The organism is Escherichia sp. MOD1-EC7011 (genome assembly GCF_002965005.1).
GTDB lineage: Bacteria > Pseudomonadota > Gammaproteobacteria > Enterobacterales > Enterobacteriaceae > Escherichia > Escherichia ruysiae.
In genome coordinates, this window is the sequence record NZ_PTRD01000025.1 from 12,591 (window position 1) to 31,203 (window position 18,613).

General features: G+C 51.1%; 9 protein-coding genes. 8 read left to right on the forward strand and 1 reads right to left on the reverse strand.

Going from position 1 to position 18,613, the window contains the following annotated elements:
• Nucleotides 1-38 precede the first annotated feature (38 nt).
• The 4 genes from A7098_RS13130 to A7098_RS23960 all read left to right on the forward strand — a co-directional run bounded on the left by A7098_RS13130 (nt 39) and on the right by A7098_RS23960 (nt 9,710).
• A complete protein-coding gene (locus A7098_RS13130; RefSeq protein ID WP_105280919.1) occupies nt 39-2,678 on the forward strand; it encodes a YdbH family protein in 2,640 nt (879 codons plus the stop codon).
• Nucleotides 2,675-2,860, forward strand: coding sequence for a YnbE family lipoprotein (locus A7098_RS13135; RefSeq protein WP_000706311.1), 186 nt, complete (start codon nt 2,675-2,677; stop codon nt 2,858-2,860). Before A7098_RS13130 ends, A7098_RS13135 begins: the two co-directional genes overlap by 4 nt.
• Nucleotides 2,861-2,867: 7 nt before the next feature.
• The gene (locus tag A7098_RS13140; RefSeq protein WP_123056758.1) at nt 2,868-3,191 is read left to right on the forward strand and encodes a YdbL family protein; all 324 of its coding nucleotides are present in this window, start codon (nt 2,868-2,870) and stop codon (nt 3,189-3,191) included.
• Between the two features lie 405 nt (nt 3,192-3,596).
• Entirely contained in the window at nt 3,597-9,710 is a 6,114-nt protein-coding gene (locus A7098_RS23960; protein ID WP_198599195.1) for an autotransporter domain-containing protein, read from the forward strand.
• 139 nt (nt 9,711-9,849) lie between these two features.
• On the opposite strand, the gene azoR is transcribed toward A7098_RS23960, so the two are convergent.
• Nucleotides 9,850-10,455 carry an FMN-dependent NADH-azoreductase gene (gene azoR / locus A7098_RS13150; protein WP_032225131.1) on the reverse strand — a complete coding sequence of 202 codons (606 nt, stop codon included), beginning with the start codon at nt 10,453-10,455 and terminating at the stop codon, nt 9,850-9,852.
• Nucleotides 10,456-10,655: 200 nt separating this feature from the next.
• Here azoR and hrpA point away from each other — a divergent pair, with 200 nt between their 5' ends.
• The 4 genes from hrpA (at nt 10,656) to A7098_RS13170 (ending at nt 18,558) form a co-directional block, all read left to right on the forward strand.
• Entirely contained in the window at nt 10,656-14,558 is a 3,903-nt protein-coding gene (gene hrpA, locus A7098_RS13155) for an ATP-dependent RNA helicase HrpA (RefSeq protein WP_105280921.1), read from the forward strand.
• Nucleotides 14,559-14,829: 271 nt separating this feature from the next.
• Nucleotides 14,830-15,630, forward strand: coding sequence for a DUF218 domain-containing protein YdcF (gene ydcF / locus A7098_RS13160; RefSeq protein ID WP_105280922.1), 801 nt, complete (start codon nt 14,830-14,832; stop codon nt 15,628-15,630).
• A 527-nt stretch (nt 15,631-16,157) separates the two neighbouring features.
• Complete coding sequence (locus A7098_RS13165) at nt 16,158-17,846, forward strand: DUF2235 domain-containing protein (RefSeq protein ID WP_105280923.1); 1,689 nt, start codon at nt 16,158-16,160, stop codon at nt 17,844-17,846.
• Between the two features lie 10 nt (nt 17,847-17,856).
• Entirely contained in the window at nt 17,857-18,558 is a 702-nt protein-coding gene (locus A7098_RS13170) for a DUF2931 family protein (RefSeq protein ID WP_105280924.1), read from the forward strand.
• Nucleotides 18,559-18,613: the final 55 nt, after the last annotated feature.

Here is an 18,613-nt window from a genome sequence, read left to right on the forward strand (position 1 = left end):
ATGCTTAATTTTTCGCTAAATCAGGATATTAACTACCCATGTTGGGTAAATATAAAGCTGTTCTCGCGCTGCTATTACTGATTATTCTTGTGCCGTTGACGTTGCTAATGACGCTCGGATTGTGGGTTCCCACGCTGGCGGGCATCTGGCTACCGCTCGGGACACGTATTGCATTAGATGAAAGCCCACGCATTACGCGTAAAGGTTTAATCATTCCCGATCTCCGTTATCTGGTGGGAGATTGTCAGCTTGCGCATATCACCAACGCCAGCCTTTCACATCCCAGCCGCTGGTTATTGAACGTTGGCACGGTAGAACTTGATTCTGCTTGCCTGGCGAAATTGCCGCAGACAGAGCAATCTCCAGCCGCCCCGAAAACCCTCGCGCAGTGGCAGGCCATGTTGCCTAACACCTGGATCAATATCGATAAACTGATTTTTTCTCCCTGGCAGGAATGGCAGGGAAAACTCTCTCTCGCATTAACCTCTGATATCCAGCAACTGCGTTATCAGGGCGAAAAAGTTAAATTTCAAGGCCTGCTTAAAGGGCAACAATTTACAGTCAGCGAACTGGATGTTGCCGCGTTTGAAAATCAGCCGCCGGTAAAACTGGTGGGGGAATTTACTCTGCCGCTAGTGCCGGATGGGCTTCCTGTAAGTGGTCATGCTACCGCGACGTTGAATTTGCCGCAGGAACCGTCGCTGGTGGATGCTGAACTCGAGTGGCAGGAAAATAGCGGGCAATTGATTGTGATGGCACGAGATACCGGCGATCCGTTGCTCGATTTACCGTGGGAAATTACCCGTCAGCAATTGACTGTCAGTGATGGTCGCTGGAGCTGGCCATATGAAGGTTTTCCCCTTAGTGGGCGATTGGGTGTCAAAGTCGATAACTGGCAGGCCGGGCTTGAGAACGCATGGGTTAGTGGTCGACTGAGTGTGCTGACCCAGGGGCAAGCAGGTAAGGGCAATGCGGTGCTTAATTTTGGCCCAGGAAAATTAAGCATGGATAACAGCCAGATGCCACTGCAACTGACCGGTGAAGCGAAACAGGCGGATCTTATTTTATATGCTCGCTTACCGGCGCAGCTAAGCGGAAGTCTGGCTGACCCAACGCTGGCCTTTGAACCTGGCGCGTTATTACGTTCAAAGGGAAGAGTCATCGATTCACTGGACATCGATGAAATTCGCTGGCCTTTAGCGGGAGTAAAAGTCACCCAACGTGGTATTGACGGGCGTTTACAGGCCATTTTGCAGGCACATGAAAATGAACTGGGCGACTTTGTGCTGCATATGGATGGTCAGGCGAATGATTTTCTCCCTGATGCAGGACGCTGGCAGTGGCGTTACTGGGGAAAAGGCAGTTTTACCCCGATGAATGCCACCTGGGATGTCGCAGGAAAAGGTGAGTGGCATGACAGCACGATTACGCTTACCGATCTTTCGACCGGTTTCGACCAGTTGCAATATGGCACGATGACGGTAGAAAAGCCGCGCTTAATTCTTGAGAAACCTGTTGTCTGGGTACGCGACACGCAGAATCCGTCTTTTAGTGGTGCGCTTTCGCTGGATGCAGGGCAAACGCTTTTCACGGGGGGCAGCGTGTTACCGCCATCAACCTTAAAATTTAGTGTTGAAGGGCGCGAACCAACTTATTTCCTCTTCAAAGGCGATTTACATGCTGGCGAGATTGGTCCGGTACGGGTAAATGGTCGCTGGGACGGTATTCGTCTGCGCGGTAACGCCTGGTGGCCTAAACAATCACTCACTGTATTTCAGCCGCTGGTGCCACCTGACTGGAAGATGAACCTACGCGATGGCGAGCTGTATGCTCAGGTAGCCTTTTCCGCTGCGCCTGATCAAGGCTTCCGTGCGGGTGGTCATGGCGTATTAAAAGGTGGCAGTGCCTGGATGCCAGACAACCAGGTCAACGGCGTCGACTTTGTACTACCGTTCCGTTTTGGCGACGGTGCGTGGCACCTGGGGACGCGGCGACCTGTATCATTACGTATTGCTGAAGTGGTTAACCTTGTGACAGCAAAAAATATCACAGCCGATCTTCAAGGGCGTTATCCGTGGACCGAAGACGAACCCTTGCTACTGACCAATGTGAGTGTTGATGTTTTAGGCGGTAACGTGCTGATGAAACAATTACGTATGCCGCAGCACGATCAGGCGCTATTGCGCCTGAATAATCTCTCATCCAGCGAACTGGTTAGCGCCGTCAATCCGAAACAATTCGCCATGTCCGGGGCATTTAGTGGTGCACTGCCGTTATGGCTAAACAATGAAAAATGGATAGTGAAAGACGGTTGGCTGGCAAATAGCGGGCCAATGACCTTACGTCTGGATAAAGACACTGCGGATGCAGTAGCAAAAGACAGTATGACCGCTGGAACCGCCATCAACTGGTTGCGCTATATGGAAATTAATCGATCATCGACAAAAATTAATTTAGATAATCTCGGTGTGTTAACCATGCAGGCAACGATTAGCGGTAATAGTCGGGTTGATGGCAAAACAGGCACTGTGAATCTTAATTACAGTCACGAAGAGAATATTTTTACGTTATGGCGCAGTTTACGCTTTGGCGATAATCTCCAGGCGTGGCTGGAACAGAATGCCCGTATCCCGGAAAATGACTGCCCGTCAGGAAAAGAATGTGAGGAAAAACAATGAAAATAGTGATAGCCGCGCTCGCGTCCTCTTTTATGTTGGTTGGTTGCACTCCGCGCATAGAGGTGGCTGCGCCGAAGGAGCCAATCACCATTAATATGAACGTTAAAATTGAGCATGAGATCATCATCAAAGCGGACAAAGATGTTGAAGACCTGCTTAAAACTCGTAGCGATCTTTTTTGAGGTCATGATGAAAAGAACATTACTCATAATAGTGTGGATTATTGGCCTGATGAGTAGCAGTGCGATGGCATTAACTCTGAATGAAGCCAGAAGTCAGGGGCGGGTCGGTGAAACGCTTAATGGTTACCTGGTGGTGCTGGAAACGGATGCTGAAACACAGGCATTGGTAAGAGATATTAATGAAGCTCGTAATCGTAGTTACCAGCAACTGGCAAAACAGAATAATGTATCCACAGATGAGATAGCGAAACTGGCAGGGCAAAAACTTGTCGCGCGTGCGAAGCCGGGTGAATATGTACAGGGGATTAATGGTATATGGTTGCGAAAATAAATTATATTTCACAACAACATGTTTATTACATATGTTTATATGATTCTTTGTGTTTTTAGCCAGGCAAGTCTTATTAACTGATCTGCTTATATATTCTCTTATTATCTCGTCTGTTAATTACAATTCATCATTTGTGTGGATGTGAGCCAATAATTTATTCATGATGTAAATGGATTATTAATGTCTTTTTCTCGCCTGTTTTTAATTATTGTTTGAAATGACTTGCTCGCAGAATATAATTTAATAAATGCTCTGATGTGGTTTTTAAACTGCTTCGCCTTAATATTCACCATACAAATAACATAACTATTATTTAATGAATGTTTCGTTGCAGGCATTTAGTGCTTTCTGTTTTTACGTTTTGCGTAGTTTGTTACGCGGGAACTATTTTTTAAGGAGTTATATATGCAAAGGAAAAAATTGTTGTCGGTATGTGTTGCGATGGCGTTAAGTAGCCAGACATGGGCTGCGGATACCACTACAACCGAGTCAGCAGACGAAACACGGAAATCCAGCAAAATATCATGTCCGGCAAATATTCAAATATTAAATAAAGAACAGCTTGAACATTTACCTGCAGAATGTAGAGATCTTAAAGACAGTGCCGTTTTACCCTGGGCCGCCGCTGGGCTGGCGGCGGTAGTAACTGGTGTCGCGGTCTATGCCCTACACGATGATAATAATCATCACGACGATCCGTCTCCGGTGCCGGACGATGGCGGTAATACGCCAGTACCACCGGATGATGGCGGAGACACACCAGTACCACCAGACGATGGCGGAGATACACCAGTACCGCCGGACGATGGTGACGACACACCAATACCGCCGGACGATGGCGGAGACACACCAGTACCGCCAGACGATGGCGGAGACACACCAGTACCGCCGGACGATGGCGGAGACACACCAGTACCGCCGGACGATGGCGGAGACACGCCAGTACCGCCGGACGATGGCGGAGACACGCCAGTACCGCCGGACGATGGCGGAGACACGCCAGTACCGCCGGATGACAAACCGGATCCGATCAAATACAACAACAACGTTACCTGGGATCAAGCTGAAAAAACGGTGCAGATCCGTAACGCTACCTTTACCTACACCGAGAATGCGGATGGCAGCTATACCCTGACGGCAAAAGATGGTCGCCAGACAATCGTTAAGCAGTGGAAAGTAAATGAAGACAGCAACACGGCAGTCTTCGAAGGCGTTAACAAAGTGGGCGGAATCATCTGGAGCTACGACGGCGAAGGCAAAATCCACATCACCAAAGAAGCCGGCGTGGTGGTTGATGGAACAACAGGCAACGATATCAAAGTGAGTGACGCCATTATTACCGACCTGGGCGGCAACACTGCGCTGAATAGCGGTACGGTAATGACCGTGGAAGGCGATAATATTGTTCTGAACAATGACGGGAAAACCACTGCGATTGGCGAAGGTTCCGTGGTGGGTATCCTGACTGGTGATGACATCACCATCAATAACAATGGCGAAACCGAAGTGGATGGCGGTACAGCCGTTATTGTTAACGGCAACAACTCGACGATTAATACCCAGGGCGACGCCATATTTACCAACGGCGGTACAGGTAGTCTGATTAACGGTGACGATGCCGCTATCGATAATAAAGGGAATATGACCGTCGATGGTGAAAACTCGGCGGCGACCAAAATTGTTGGTAATGACGCGCTTATCAGGCAGGAAGGCGATCTTTACGTCAGTGGCGCTGCACACGGTATTGACGTTACGGGGAATGGCACCATTGTCAGTAACAAAGGCAATATTACCGTGGTGGATGATAAATCCATCGGCGTATTGCTGGATGGCAGTGACGCCACGTTCATGAACATTGGTGATATTACTGTTGGTGATAAGGGGCACGAAGGTAATCCATTCGGTGTACTGATCGATGGCGATAATGCAACCTTTGTCAACGTGGGGGATATCACCACTAACAATAGCGGTACAGGGATTAAAGTTTCCGGTAACGAAGGCAGTGTTTCACTTTCAGGCAAGATGTCTGTTAACGACGCCACTACGGGTCTGGAAGTAAACGGCAACGATAACAGCATCACGCTGACAACGTATGAGCTGAGCATTACGGGCGAAAATGCGACGGGCGTAAATTTATCTGGCAACGGCAACAATCTTGAAATTTCCGGTGATATGTCCGTTGATGGGCTGAGCGCGGTGGGAACCAGGGTGACTGGTGATGATGCTCGCGTTCTTCAAAACGGCGACCTGTTTGTTAGCGGCGCGGCGCACGGCATTGATGTCAGTGGCGATCGCGCGAAAATCAGCAACACAGGCAAAATCACTGTAGTGGACAAGAATTCGAACGGCATCATGATAGACGGCGATGACGTACAGTTTACCAATGTTGGTGAAATCGATATCTCAAAAAATGGTACGGGTGTAGCTATTACGGGTGATCGCGAGCAGGTCGAGTTGCGGGGGGATATTAACGTTATCCAGGAAAAAGACGAGTCCGGATTATTTCAGGGCGCGACGGGTATTGAAATGGTGGGTAACAACAGCAGTATCACCCTGGAAGGGAATATCAACCTGATATCGGATATGGGGGCTGATATGACCATTGTACCGACTGCGCTGGATGGGGTGAATATTAGCGGTGAAAATAACACCGTTGATTTGAACGGCAGTATAAATTTCTCACTCAATGACGGTATGACCACGCTAGAAGCCAATATGCGGGGGATCAACGTCACCGGAACAGGCAATACGGTTAACCTTCAGGGCGGTATCAACGTTTCTGGAATAAGCGCAGAGCAGATTGTGACGGGTGTTAACGTTTCTGGCGCGAATGCTGTTAGCGTCAGTGGTCACTCCAATGTGGATGCCAGTACGTTACGTGGTCAGGTAACACTTGTTGCCGCTTCAGGTGGCGCAGCGGTCACGCTCAACAGTGATTCCGTTATTGACGTTATCGGTAATCTTATAAATATCCAATATTTTTTCCCCTACGCCGTTCTTATGGCAGATAATGCCGGAACGCATATTGATAACTATGGAACCATTAATGCGACTACTTCGCAGGAATTAATGCAGGCTCGCGGAGGCGCATCTGTCACTAATTTTGGCACCATAACGGCGTTGCCGGGAGAAAATCAGGCCAGCGACTCAAAAGTTGCGATGATTCACTCTAGCGGAGAGGGATCAAATGCGACAAATGCGGCTGGTGGTACGATTAGCGTAGTTTCTGTCACTACACCACAAGGAAGTTATGGCGAAGCGATTTATCCCCTTCCCTGGTATAGTGGAGTATCCTTTGTCTTAATGGCGGATAATTATGGGCAGGTCACTAATGAAGCTAACGCGCTGATTAATTTGCATGGCGCAGGAACCTATGGCGTTTCTTCAGCAAAAGGCACGGCTATCAATGCCGGAGAAATTAACGTCGATAGTTTTATCCCGACTCTGGATGAAAATGGCGATATAGCCAGCGAAGCTTATTGGCAGACGAATTCCCCGTATCTGATGGGCGGCGGTATGCTGGTGGGGTCGACCGATGCTGGTTGGGCTGATGCCACCGGGTTGAATACAGGCACTATCAACGTCAACAATGAAGGTTTTGGTATGCTGGCGCTGAACGGCGGTACAGCGGTAAACCAGGGTACTATCAATCTGACGGCGGATGAATACGTCACAAAAGAGCAAAATAACCAGTTATTTGCGATGGGCGCGATTGGCAGTGGCGTGGCGATTAACGACAAAACCGGCGTGATTAATATTAATACCGATGTCGGCCAGGCTTTTTATACCGATGGTTCAGGCACCATTATTAATTACGGTACCATTTGCACGCTGGGCGTTTGTGAAAATTCCAGTGAGTATAACCCGACCGATCCGGCAGTTAGCCTGGTCTACACCGGGGGAGACACGCTCAGCACCGAAGGGCAGTCAACGAATTTCGCTCAGTCTGTGGTGATTACTAACACCACGTCAGGCAGCGCCATCAACTCCGGTACGATTTCTGGCCCAGTGGTGACGGTGCTGAACGGTGAACTGGAAAATACCGCAACAGGAAATATCAACAACCAGATTAAACTGAACGAAGGCGGAGAGGTCGATAACGCGGGTACACTTAGCAATATCGATGTTGATGGCGGCACGCTGAATAACGATGGCACGGTTTCGGGCCAGGTAACAATGTATGCTGGCAAAAATACTTCGCAGGTGAACAACTCTGGCACGGTTAATAAACTGGTGCAGAAAGCGGGCGTCTTTAACAACAGCGGCACCGTCACCAGTCGCATCGACCAGCAGAACGGCATCTTCAATAACCAAAAAGACGGCATTGTAAAACATGGTTCTAAATTAACCAATAATGCAGTGGTGAATAACGACGGCACCTGGATTCTGGGCAACAGCAGCGAAGGCAGTAATGCCGGGATGCTGGAAATCGATAACAATGCCGTTTTTAACAACCACGGCGAATTTATTCTCGATAACAACAAAAACGCCGTTCACATCAACCAGTCTGGCACGCTCTACAACACCGGGCATATGTCACTGACGAACTCCTCCCACAACGGCGCAGTCAATATTTGGGGGGGGAACGGGCGCTTTATTAACAATGGTAAAGTGGATTCAACCGCCAAATCAGTCGTTGTCAGCGCCAGTAACGCCGCAGCTACGGACGCGTTCTTCTGGAACATGAGTGAAGGCGAGATTAATTTCGATCATGATAACGCCAGCGCCGTGAAATTCACGCACACCAACTATGTCGCGCAGAATGACGGCACCATGAACATCAGCGGCAATAATACCGTGGCGATGGAAGGGAATAATAACGCGCAACTGGTCAATAAGGGCATTATTAATCTGGGAACGGAAGGCACGACCGATACCGGCCTGATTGGTATGCAACTGGATGCCAATGCCACGGCGGACGCAGTTATTGAGAACAATGGCACCATTAATATCTATGCCAATGATTCTTATGCGTTCAGTGTGCTGGGGACGAATGGCCACGTAGTCAACAACGGTACGGTAGTGATCGCCGATGGCGTAACCGGGTCAGGCCTGATCAAACAGGGCGACAGCGTGAACGTGGAAGGTATTAACGGTAACAACGGTAACTCCACCGAAGTCCATTACGGCGATTACACGTTGCCGGATGTGCCGAACACCACGGTGACATCGTTTGTTGATAACACAACGGGCGAAGAGAGCGGCACCAACAGCCTCAACGGCTACGTTGTGGGAACCAACGCTGATGGCAGCGCCGGTAAGCTGAAAGTAAACAATGCCAGCATGAGCGGCGTGGAAATCAACACCGGCTTCGCCGCAGGCACAGCAGACACTACAGTCACCTTCGATAACGTGGTGCAGGGCAGTAACCTGACGGATGCTGATGCCATCACCTCCACCTCTGTGGTGTGGAATGCGCAGGGTAGCACCGATGCCAGTGGTAACGTTGACGTCACCATGAACAAAAACGCTTATACCGATGTGGCTACCGATGCCTCGGTGAATGATGTTGCGCAGGCGCTGGACGCGGGTTACACCAATAACGAGCTATACACCAGTCTGAACGTAGGCACCACGGCGGATCTTAACAGTGCGCTTAAGCAAATCAGCGGCAGTCAGGCGACCACCGTATTCCGTGAAGCACGGGTGTTAAGCAACCGCTTCAGTATGCTGGCGGATGCCGCACCGAAGGTGGGCAACGGTCTGGCGTTCAACGTGGTGGCAAAAGGCGATCCGCGCGCGGAACTGGGCAACGACACGCAATATGACATGTTGGCGCTGCGTAAAACTCTCGACCTGAGTGAAAGCCAGAGCCTGAGCCTGGAGTATGGGATCGCCCGTCTGGATGGTAACGGTTCTGACTCGGCAGGGGACAACGGCGTAACCGGCGGCTACAGCCAGTTCTTTGGACTGAAGCACCAGATGGCGTTCGAAAACGGGATGAGCTGGAATAACGCCCTGCGTTATGATGTTCATAACCTCGACAGCAGCCGTGCCGTAGCCTACGGCGACGTCAGTAAAACAGCCGATACCAACGTGAAACAGCAGTACCTGGAGTTCCGCAGCGAAGGGGCGAAAACCTTTGAACCACGCGAAGGGTTGAAAATAACGCCGTATGCCGGAGTGAAACTGCGCCACACGCTGGAAGGCGGTTATCAGGAACGCAACGCCGGTGACTTTAACCTGAATATGAACAGCGGCAGCGAAACGGCGGTGGACGGCATCGTTGGCCTGAAACTAGACTACGCAGGTAAAGACGGCTGGAGCGCGAACGCGACGCTGGAAGGTGGCCCAAACCTGAGTTATGCGAAGAGCCAGCGTACAGCAAGTCTTGCCGGAGCTGGCAGCCAGTACTTTAATGTTGACGACGGGCAGAAGGGCGGCGGTATCAATAGCCTGGCAAGCGTTGGCGTGAAGTACAGCAGCAAAGAAAGTTCGCTGCATCTGGACGCTTACCACTGGAAAGAGGACGGCATCAGCGATAAAGGCGTGATGCTGAACTTTAAGAAAACGTTCTGATTTTTAATCTGCGACACAAAAACCGCAACGCTGATACAGGTTGCGGTTTTTTTATTGTTATCCCTAAACAGCCTCCTCAAGAGGTCGTTCAGGGATAACAATAAAAAGCCTCCCACAGTTGCAGGAGGCCTCTTAAAACTTATGCTGTAACAACTTCGTCAATTGCTGCTTTGGCGTCTGCCTGCGCTTTCGCCGCCATTTCCGGACCGTAGGCAATACCTTCCGCAAAGACGAATTTCACATCGGTAATACCGATAAAGCCCAGGAATGTAGACAGATACGGCGTCACCAGATCCGTCGGCCCATCTTTATGGATACCGCCACGGCTGGTAATCACGATGGCTTTTTTACCGGTTACCAGACCTTCCGGACCGTTCTCGGTGTAGCGGAAAGTAACGCCTGCACGCGCAACCAGGTCAAAATAGTTTTTCAGTTGAGTCGAGATGTTGAAGTTGTACATCGGTGCCGCAATTACGATAACGTCATGGGCTTTCAGCTCGGCAATCAGCTCATCGGAAAGAGCCAGAGCTTCCTGCTGACGCGGGGTCAGCGGCGCATCGCTCGGACGCAGAGCGCCAACCAGTTCGCCATCCAGCACCGGTATCGGATTTGCAGCCAGATCACGCACGGTGATTTCATCAGCAGTGTGCTTTTCGCGCCATTGTTCAACAAAATAATCGGACAACAAATTAGACTGAGAGTACCCTGCCAGGATGCTGGATTTAAGAACTAATACCTTGCTCATGGTGTTTCCTTATAGATGTTTGAATGGGCGATGCCCCGTTGCTTGTTGACACTTTATTCACAATCCTGCCACAGAGATAGCGCAATAAATCGAAGTCTATGTTCGAATTTATTGAACAACGCATAAAAAACCGCGATGTGGTACTCTATATCTATCATTTAAAAGAAAATTAACCAGGCAGACTACTGCCCTCTAACGTTATGACAGAACAACAAAAATTGACCTTTAATGCCTTGCAGCAGCGGCTGGATTCGCTAATGCTGCGTGACAGAATGCGCTTTTCCCGCCGTCTGCATGGTGTGAAGAAGGTTAAAAATCCTGATGCACAACAGGCTATTTTCCAGGAAATGGCAAAAGAGATTGACCTGGCAGCAGGGAAAGTCCTGCTGCGTGAAGCGGCGCGTCCGGAGATTACTTATCCGGAAAATTTACCGGTTAGTCAGAAAAAACAGGACATTCTCGAAGCGATTCGCGATCACCAGGTCGTCATTGTCGCCGGTGAAACGGGTTCCGGTAAAACCACCCAGTTACCGAAAATCTGTATGGAGCTGGGGCGCGGGATTAAAGGGCTGATCGGCCATACCCAGCCGCGTCGCCTGGCGGCACGAACGGTAGCGAACCGTATTGCTGAAGAGTTGCAGACCGAGCCCGGTGGTTGTATCGGTTATAAGGTTCGTTTTAGCGATCACGTAAGCGACAATACGATGGTCAAACTGATGACTGACGGTATCTTGCTGGCGGAAATCCAGCAGGATCGCCTGCTGATGCAGTATGACACTATCATCATCGACGAAGCGCACGAGCGTAGCCTGAACATTGATTTTCTGCTCGGTTATCTGAAAGAGTTGCTGCCGCGTCGTCCAGATCTGAAAGTGATCATCACCTCGGCGACCATCGATCCTGAACGTTTCTCTCGCCACTTTAATAATGCGCCGATCATCGAAGTCTCCGGTCGCACTTATCCGGTGGAAGTGCGCTATCGCCCGATTGTTGAAGAAGCGGATGACACCGAACGAGACCAGTTGCAGGCCATTTTCGATGCCGTAGAAGAGCTAAGCCAGGAAAGCCCTGGTGATATCCTGATCTTTATGAGCGGCGAGCGGGAAATTCGCGATACCGCCGATGCGCTGAACAAGCTGAATCTGCGTCATACCGAAATCTTGCCGCTTTACGCACGACTATCTAACAGCGAACAAAACCGCGTCTTCCAGTCGCACAGCGGACGGCGCATTGTGCTGGCGACCAACGTCGCGGAAACGTCGCTGACCGTACCGGGTATTAAATACGTTATCGACCCCGGTACGGCGCGTATCAGCCGCTATAGCTATCGCACGAAAGTGCAGCGTTTGCCGATTGAGCCGATTTCGCAGGCTTCTGCTAATCAGCGTAAAGGTCGCTGCGGACGTGTGTCAGAAGGGATCTGTATTCGTCTCTATTCCGAAGACGATTTTCTCTCGCGCCCGGAGTTTACCGACCCGGAAATTCTGCGTACCAACCTGGCCTCGGTTATTTTGCAGATGACCGCGCTGGGGCTGGGCGATATCGCCGCGTTCCCGTTTGTCGAAGCACCGGATAAACGCAATATCCAGGATGGCGTGCGTCTGCTCGAAGAGCTGGGCGCGATCACCACTGATGAACAGGCCAGCGCCTATAAACTGACGCCGCTCGGTCGTCAGCTCTCGCAGTTGCCTGTCGACCCACGTCTGGCGCGTATGGTGCTGGAAGCGCAAAAACATGGCTGCGTGCGTGAGGCGATGATTATCACGTCCGCGCTCTCCATTCAGGATCCGCGTGAGCGACCAATGGACAAACAGCAGGCATCGGATGAGAAACATCGTCGTTTCCACGATAAAGAGTCCGACTTCCTCGCGTTTGTAAATCTGTGGAATTATCTTGGCGAGCAGCAAAAGGCGCTTTCTTCTAACGCCTTCCGTCGCCTGTGTCGTACCGATTATCTCAACTATCTGCGGGTGCGCGAATGGCAGGATATCTACACCCAGTTGCGCCAGGTAGTAAAAGAACTTGGCATTCCGGTTAACAGCGAACCGGCGGAGTATCGCGAAATTCATATCGCCTTACTGACCGGTTTGCTTTCGCATATCGGCATGAAAGATGCCGATAAACAGGAATATACCGGCGCACGTAACGCGCGTTTCTCCATCTTCCCCGGTTCTGGTTTATTCAAAAAGCCACCGAAATGGGTAATGGTGGCGGAACTGGTAGAAACCAGCCGTCTGTGGGGGCGTATTGCGGCACGCATCGATCCAGAATGGGTGGAACCCGTCGCTCAGCATTTGATTAAACGCACCTACAGCGAACCACACTGGGAACGGGCGCAGGGCGCGGTGATGGCAACGGAAAAAGTCACTGTTTATGGTTTGCCGATTGTTGCCGCGCGCAAGGTCAACTACAGCCAGATTGATCCGGCATTATGTCGTGAACTCTTTATTCGCCACGCGCTGGTGGAAGGTGACTGGCAGACGCGGCACGTATTCTTCGGCGAAAACCTGAAACTGCGGGCGGAAGTAGAAGAGCTGGAACACAAATCACGTCGGCGCGATATTCTGGTGGACGACGAAACGTTGTTTGAGTTTTACGACCAGCGCATCAGCCACGATGTGATCTCCGCACGTCACTTCGACAGCTGGTGGAAAAAAGTCAGCCGCGAAACGCCTGATTTGCTGAACTTTGAAAAGAGCATGTTGATCAAAGAAGGTGCGGAAAAAATCAGCAAGCTGGATTATCCAAACTTCTGGCATCAGGGCAATCTCAAGCTGCGTTTAAGTTATCAGTTTGAGCCGGGGGCGGATGCGGACGGCGTGACGGTACATATTCCGCTGCCGTTACTTAACCAGGTGGAAGAGAGCGGTTTTGAGTGGCAGATCCCCGGTCTGCGCCGCGAACTGGTGATTGCTCTGATTAAATCGTTGCCGAAACCGGTACGGCGTAATTTTGTACCCGCGCCAAACTACGCCGAAGCGTTCTTAGGCCGCGTCACGCCACTGGAGCTGCCGTTGCTCGACAGCCTTGAGCGCGAGCTGCGGCGGATGACCGGCGTTACCGTTGACCGCGAGGACTGGCACTGGGATCAGGTGCCCGATCACCTGAAAATCACCTTCCGCGTGGTGGATGACAAAAACAAGAAGCTAAAAGAAGGGCGCTCGCTACAAGATCTGAAAGACGCGCTGAAAGGCAAAGTGCAGGAAACGCTGTCTGCGGTGGCGGATGACGGTATCGAGCAGAGCGGACTGCATATCTGGAGCTTTGGGCAACTGCCGGAAAGCTACGAGCAGAAGCGCGGCAACTACAAAGTGAAGGCGTGGCCAGCGTTGGTGGATGAACGCGACAGCGTAGCGATCAAACTGTTTGATAATCCGCTGGAACAGAAGCAAGCGATGTGGAACGGTCTTCGCCGTTTGCTACTGCTGAATATTCCATCGCCGATCAAGTACTTGCATGAAAAGTTACCAAACAAAGCCAAGTTAGGGCTGTACTTTAACCCGTATGGCAAAGTGCTGGATCTGATCGACGACTGTATCTCCTGCGGTGTGGATAAATTGATCGATGCCAACGGTGGCCCTGTCTGGACGGAAGAAGGCTTTGCTGCGCTGCATGAAAAAGTGCGTGCCGAACTGAACGATACGGTGGTGGATATTGCGAAGCAGGTCGAGCAAATCCTCACAGCGGTGTTCAATATCAATAAACGCCTGAAAGGGCGCGTTGATATGACGATGGCGCTGGGACTTTCAGATATCAAAGCGCAGATGGGCGGGCTGGTATATCGCGGTTTTGTCACCGGTAACGGTTTCAAACGTCTGGGTGACACGCTGCGTTATTTGCAGGCGATTGAAAAACGACTGGAAAAACTGGCGGTTGACCCGCATCGTGACCGTGCTCAGATGCTGAAAGTCGAAAACGTCCAGCAGGCGTGGCAGCAGTGGATCAACAAACTGCCGCCAGCACGTCGTGAGGATGAAGACGTGAAAGAGATTCGCTGGATGATAGAGGAGTTGCGCGTCAGTTACTTCGCTCAACAACTTGGTACGCTTTATCCTATTTCTGACAAGCGTATTTTGCAGGCGATGGAGCAGATTAGCGGATAACGCTGCAATCTGGTTGATAAATCTAAAACCCGGTAAGCATTTAGCGCCGGGTTTTATATTAATTCTAAAAACGGTAAGGGCAAAATTCAGGAGTTCAGAAAAATACAATTCTCTGCTGCAAGATGAATAATGTTTATCTACAGCTTTTCTGTAAAACATATACCATGTTTGCGCAGAGGCGGTTAACGAAATACGACTTCCTCCTTTCAGAGTGCTCCGCTTCTCACTATTATCTCACGCAGTATTCTTAAGGGAACGATAAGGAGGAACCATGAACATTACCCCGTTTCCGACGCTTTCGCCGGCAACCATAGATGCCATAAACGTTATCGGTCGATGGCTGGCGCAGGATGATTTCTCCGGTGCTGCTCCGTATCAGGCTGATTGCGTGATCCTTGCAGGTAATGCGGTTATCCCTACTATCGACGCCGCTTGCAAGATTGCCCGAGATCAGCAAATTCCTTTACTGATCAGCGGTGGTATCGGTCACTCGACAACGTTTTTATACAGTGCCATCGCACAACATCCGCATTACAACACTATCCGCACCACTGGCAGAGCAGAAGCTACCATCCTGGCGGATATCGCTCATCAGTTCTGGCATATTCCGCATGAAAAAATCTGGATTGAAGACCAGTCAACAAACTGCGGTGAAAACGCACGCTTTAGCATCGCGCTATTGAATCAGGCCGTAGAACGAGTTCATACGGCTATCGTTGTTCAAGACCCCACCATGCAGCGGCGCACGATGGCGACGTTCCGCCGTATGACCGGGGACAACCCCGATGCACCACGCTGGTTAAGTTATCCGGGATTTATACCACAATTAGTGAATGACGCAGACAGTGTTGCATTTGCTAATCCACTGGAAGGATTATGGCCAGTTGAGCGTTATCTATCACTACTCACTGGCGAGCTGCCGCGTTTACGCGATGATAGCGATGGCTATGGGCCACGCGGGCGCGATTTTATCGTTCACGTTGACTTTCCCGCTGAAGTCACCCAGGCCTGGCAGACGCTGAAACACGACGCTGTGCTTATTGAAGCGATGGAAAGTCGTTCACTACGTTAAAAATTGCCCGTTTGTGAAATACCGTTGGCAAACGGGCATGACTCTTTACTTTTACTTCTGCCTTTTATTCCTTTCACACTTGTTTTTATGAAGCCCTTCACAGAATCGTTTTTCCACGATGCCGTCATCTACGATGATTGATGTTTACACAGGAACAGACTTTTTTGACCGGGACGAGTCGCGTTTGCTTACTGACGAGCTTTCCCTGCTAGCTGGAATGACCAATACAGGGCCATTATCCTGAATACACCTTCAGTTGTTGTGAATGCTATTGCTCAGCAGATCGGATGCACTCCGGTATCTCTTCCGCTTCAGGGACGGCAGGCTCCGCACCTTGTATCCTCCCGTTAAATCCGGGCGACAGAGCATATCAGTGGCTCCGTTGCTGTCAGTGAACAACCAGGAATTCATACATTTGAATATGGCAACTGCATCTTGTGCAGAAGATAGAGCGTTGATTTTATTTAAGAACTGAAGGGGGGAGTATGATGTGCCTGATTTAACCTTTCAGACAAAATGGATTTTTTATGGCAGCAGGCGAGAATACTGAGCCGGGTAATACCGGCTATCACCGGTATGAAACTACCGGGGAGAACACGCACTACACCGATGTTTTATGCAGTGGAAAAGTCATCCGGTGCCGGCGGGTGCCGGTCAGAGGGATCACGCTGACGGTGGGGGTGTTCTTTGATGGTACTGGGAATAACCGGGCAAACGCAGACGATCTGCGGCTGGCGTATGCCCACTGCGCCGGTTTGGTCGGTGAGGAACGAGCCAGGGCGTGCGCGAAGTATGAAGAACACGCCAGAGAGGGGGCAGGCAACGCCAGCTGGCAGGGCGGCATCACCAATATTTCCCGGCTCAATGACCTTTACAAATCTGATACTGCCCTTGGTGAAGATGAGATGGAGGCGCAGGTGAAAGCCTACGTCAGCGGCATCGGGACGGCAGATGGGAAAAGCGACTCGTTGCTGGGGATGGGGCTGGGCAGCAGCCTTATCCGGCAGTTTGAGGGAGTGGTAACTAAGACCGATGAAGCTCTTGAGGAAATAGCTTCTGCACTGAATATATTTAGCAGTCGTAACCGCGATAAAGTGGCGATCGCGAAGGTGCAGTTTGATGTGTTCGGGTTCAGTCGCGGTGCGGCAGCGGCACGGCACTTTGCCAACCGGGTTATGAACCAGGATACGGCGATAGTAGCTGCAATAGAGAACGGGCTGGATATGTCCAGATACCATGGAAAACCTGCGGGAGAGGTGCGCTTTCTGGGGCTGTTTGACACAGTGGCAGCCATCGGGAGTCTGCTGAATTTCTATGATATTAACGGACGCAGTAATCCTGGTGTCAACCTTGAGCTGCGTCCTTCTGTGGCGCAGAAGGTGTTTCAGATAAGCGCAATGCACGAGTGCCGTTATAACTTCAGTCTGAACAGCATCGTGGGGATGTGGCCGGAGCTGGCACTGCCGGGGGCGCATTCGGACATTGGCGGGGGCTACAACGCGGGCGAGGATGAGATTTCCCTGCTGACGATGCCGGACTTTGACGTGATACCGGAGAGCGCGGACGAGACGCAGACTGCGGTATACCGTCAGGCGGAGAAGATGCGTGAGGCGCTGTTTTCACTGCCGGCGCTGAAGTACCTGATGCCACACGGTAAGGTGGAGACAAAAATGATTTCGTGGCCGCTGGTTAACCTTGACAAGGCTCGGGCTTTTATTTTTGAGAAGAAAGCCGGCGCGGCGGTGTTTATGACGCGCAGGGCGGTGCCGAACGACTGGGAAAAGGTGTGTATGCGGGTGATGCTCGATGCGGCACAGGACGCCGGGGTTATGTTTGAACCGATACTCAGCAGTAACAAAGAGCTGGCGCTGCCATCAGAATTGCTTCCCTTGTGTGACAAAGCAACAGCCCAGGGGCGTGCGATCCGGCGCGGCGCAGAGCCGGAGGGCTTCACGGCGGAGGAGATGCGAACCATCGGGCGTTATCTGCACTGTTCGGCGAACTGGAACATCGATTCGGACCTGAGCCTGTGGGTGAGTCCGTCCTCGGGAGAGGTTTTTCTGCGAAACCACTATGCGCCGACTGACGACCGCTCGTTCGTGTGGCCGATGGCTCCGGGCAAAGGGTGGGTGCGGACGGTGTGGAGGATGGATGACCAGCAGCAGTGGGAAGACCGGGCGCGGGCGAACGTGGACGTGCTGGACGGACTGTTCTGAGGAGGAAGGGATGAGACGATTACCGTTGATGGTGGCCGTGCTGGGGGGCATTCTGCTTTCAGGCTGCCATGACCGCCGGGCAGGCGTGAAGACGCTGCTGGGAGACGGCGTGGAGCAGTGGGGAAAGAAGCTGCCTTACGATAACTGGAATTTTAGTTTTATATACCCGAAAAATCTGCCTGCACGGGTGACGATGGTGTACCTGGAGGACGGGGATATTCGGGAAAGTATCTTCCGTCGGTTAGATCCTATAGACATCAGTGATCTGAGTGTCGGGCGCTGGCATGATTTGATAGGGGGGTATGGCGGGTATTTTAACCGGGGAAAAGCACTGCCGGTACGAATGACGGTGTGCTGGGACTCGGTTATCGACAAGAAAGCGTATGAAACGGAGATCTGGTTCAGCCGGGAGACGTGGCAGCAGATGGCTACGGCATATCCTGATCCGTATCATCCAGGTAAACCTTACTACCGGAAGCGAATGGCTGTTGGTCTTGCTCCAGGCGGTACTGTACGGGTCTGGCTTGAGGATAACGGGAACCCATCCGTACTCCAGCAACCAGCCAGACAGTTTACCCTGACGGGGGATGATATGCTGATATGCAAAAACGTTCCCAACCAGATTGATTTCAGTTACATCAAGGCTAACGGTTACGCCCCCTTTATCCGCGATTTTATCAAGGGAAAGCACTATCCATATGGTAACTGGTAGGGCATAACGATTAGAAAACTCAAAAGGATCTTCTTGAGATCCTTTTGAGCATCAA

Excerpts from the sequence above, each read along its gene's own strand:
- hrpA (WP_105280921.1), top strand. The coding sequence starts at position 10,656 with ATGACAGAACAACAAAAATTGACCTTTAATGCCTTGCAGCAGCGGCTG.
- azoR (WP_032225131.1), bottom strand. The coding sequence starts at position 10,455 with ATGAGCAAGGTATTAGTTCTTAAATCCAGCATCCTGGCAGGGTACTCT.
- A7098_RS13165 (WP_105280923.1), top strand. The coding sequence starts at position 16,158 with ATGGCAGCAGGCGAGAATACTGAGCCGGGTAATACCGGCTATCACCGG.
- A7098_RS13140 (WP_123056758.1), top strand. The coding sequence starts at position 2,868 with ATGAAAAGAACATTACTCATAATAGTGTGGATTATTGGCCTGATGAGT.
- A7098_RS13170 (WP_105280924.1), top strand. The coding sequence starts at position 17,857 with ATGAGACGATTACCGTTGATGGTGGCCGTGCTGGGGGGCATTCTGCTT.
- A7098_RS13130 (WP_105280919.1), top strand. The coding sequence starts at position 39 with ATGTTGGGTAAATATAAAGCTGTTCTCGCGCTGCTATTACTGATTATT.
- A7098_RS13135 (WP_000706311.1), top strand. The coding sequence starts at position 2,675 with ATGAAAATAGTGATAGCCGCGCTCGCGTCCTCTTTTATGTTGGTTGGT.
- A7098_RS23960 (WP_198599195.1), top strand. The coding sequence starts at position 3,597 with ATGCAAAGGAAAAAATTGTTGTCGGTATGTGTTGCGATGGCGTTAAGT.
- ydcF (WP_105280922.1), top strand. The coding sequence starts at position 14,830 with ATGAACATTACCCCGTTTCCGACGCTTTCGCCGGCAACCATAGATGCC.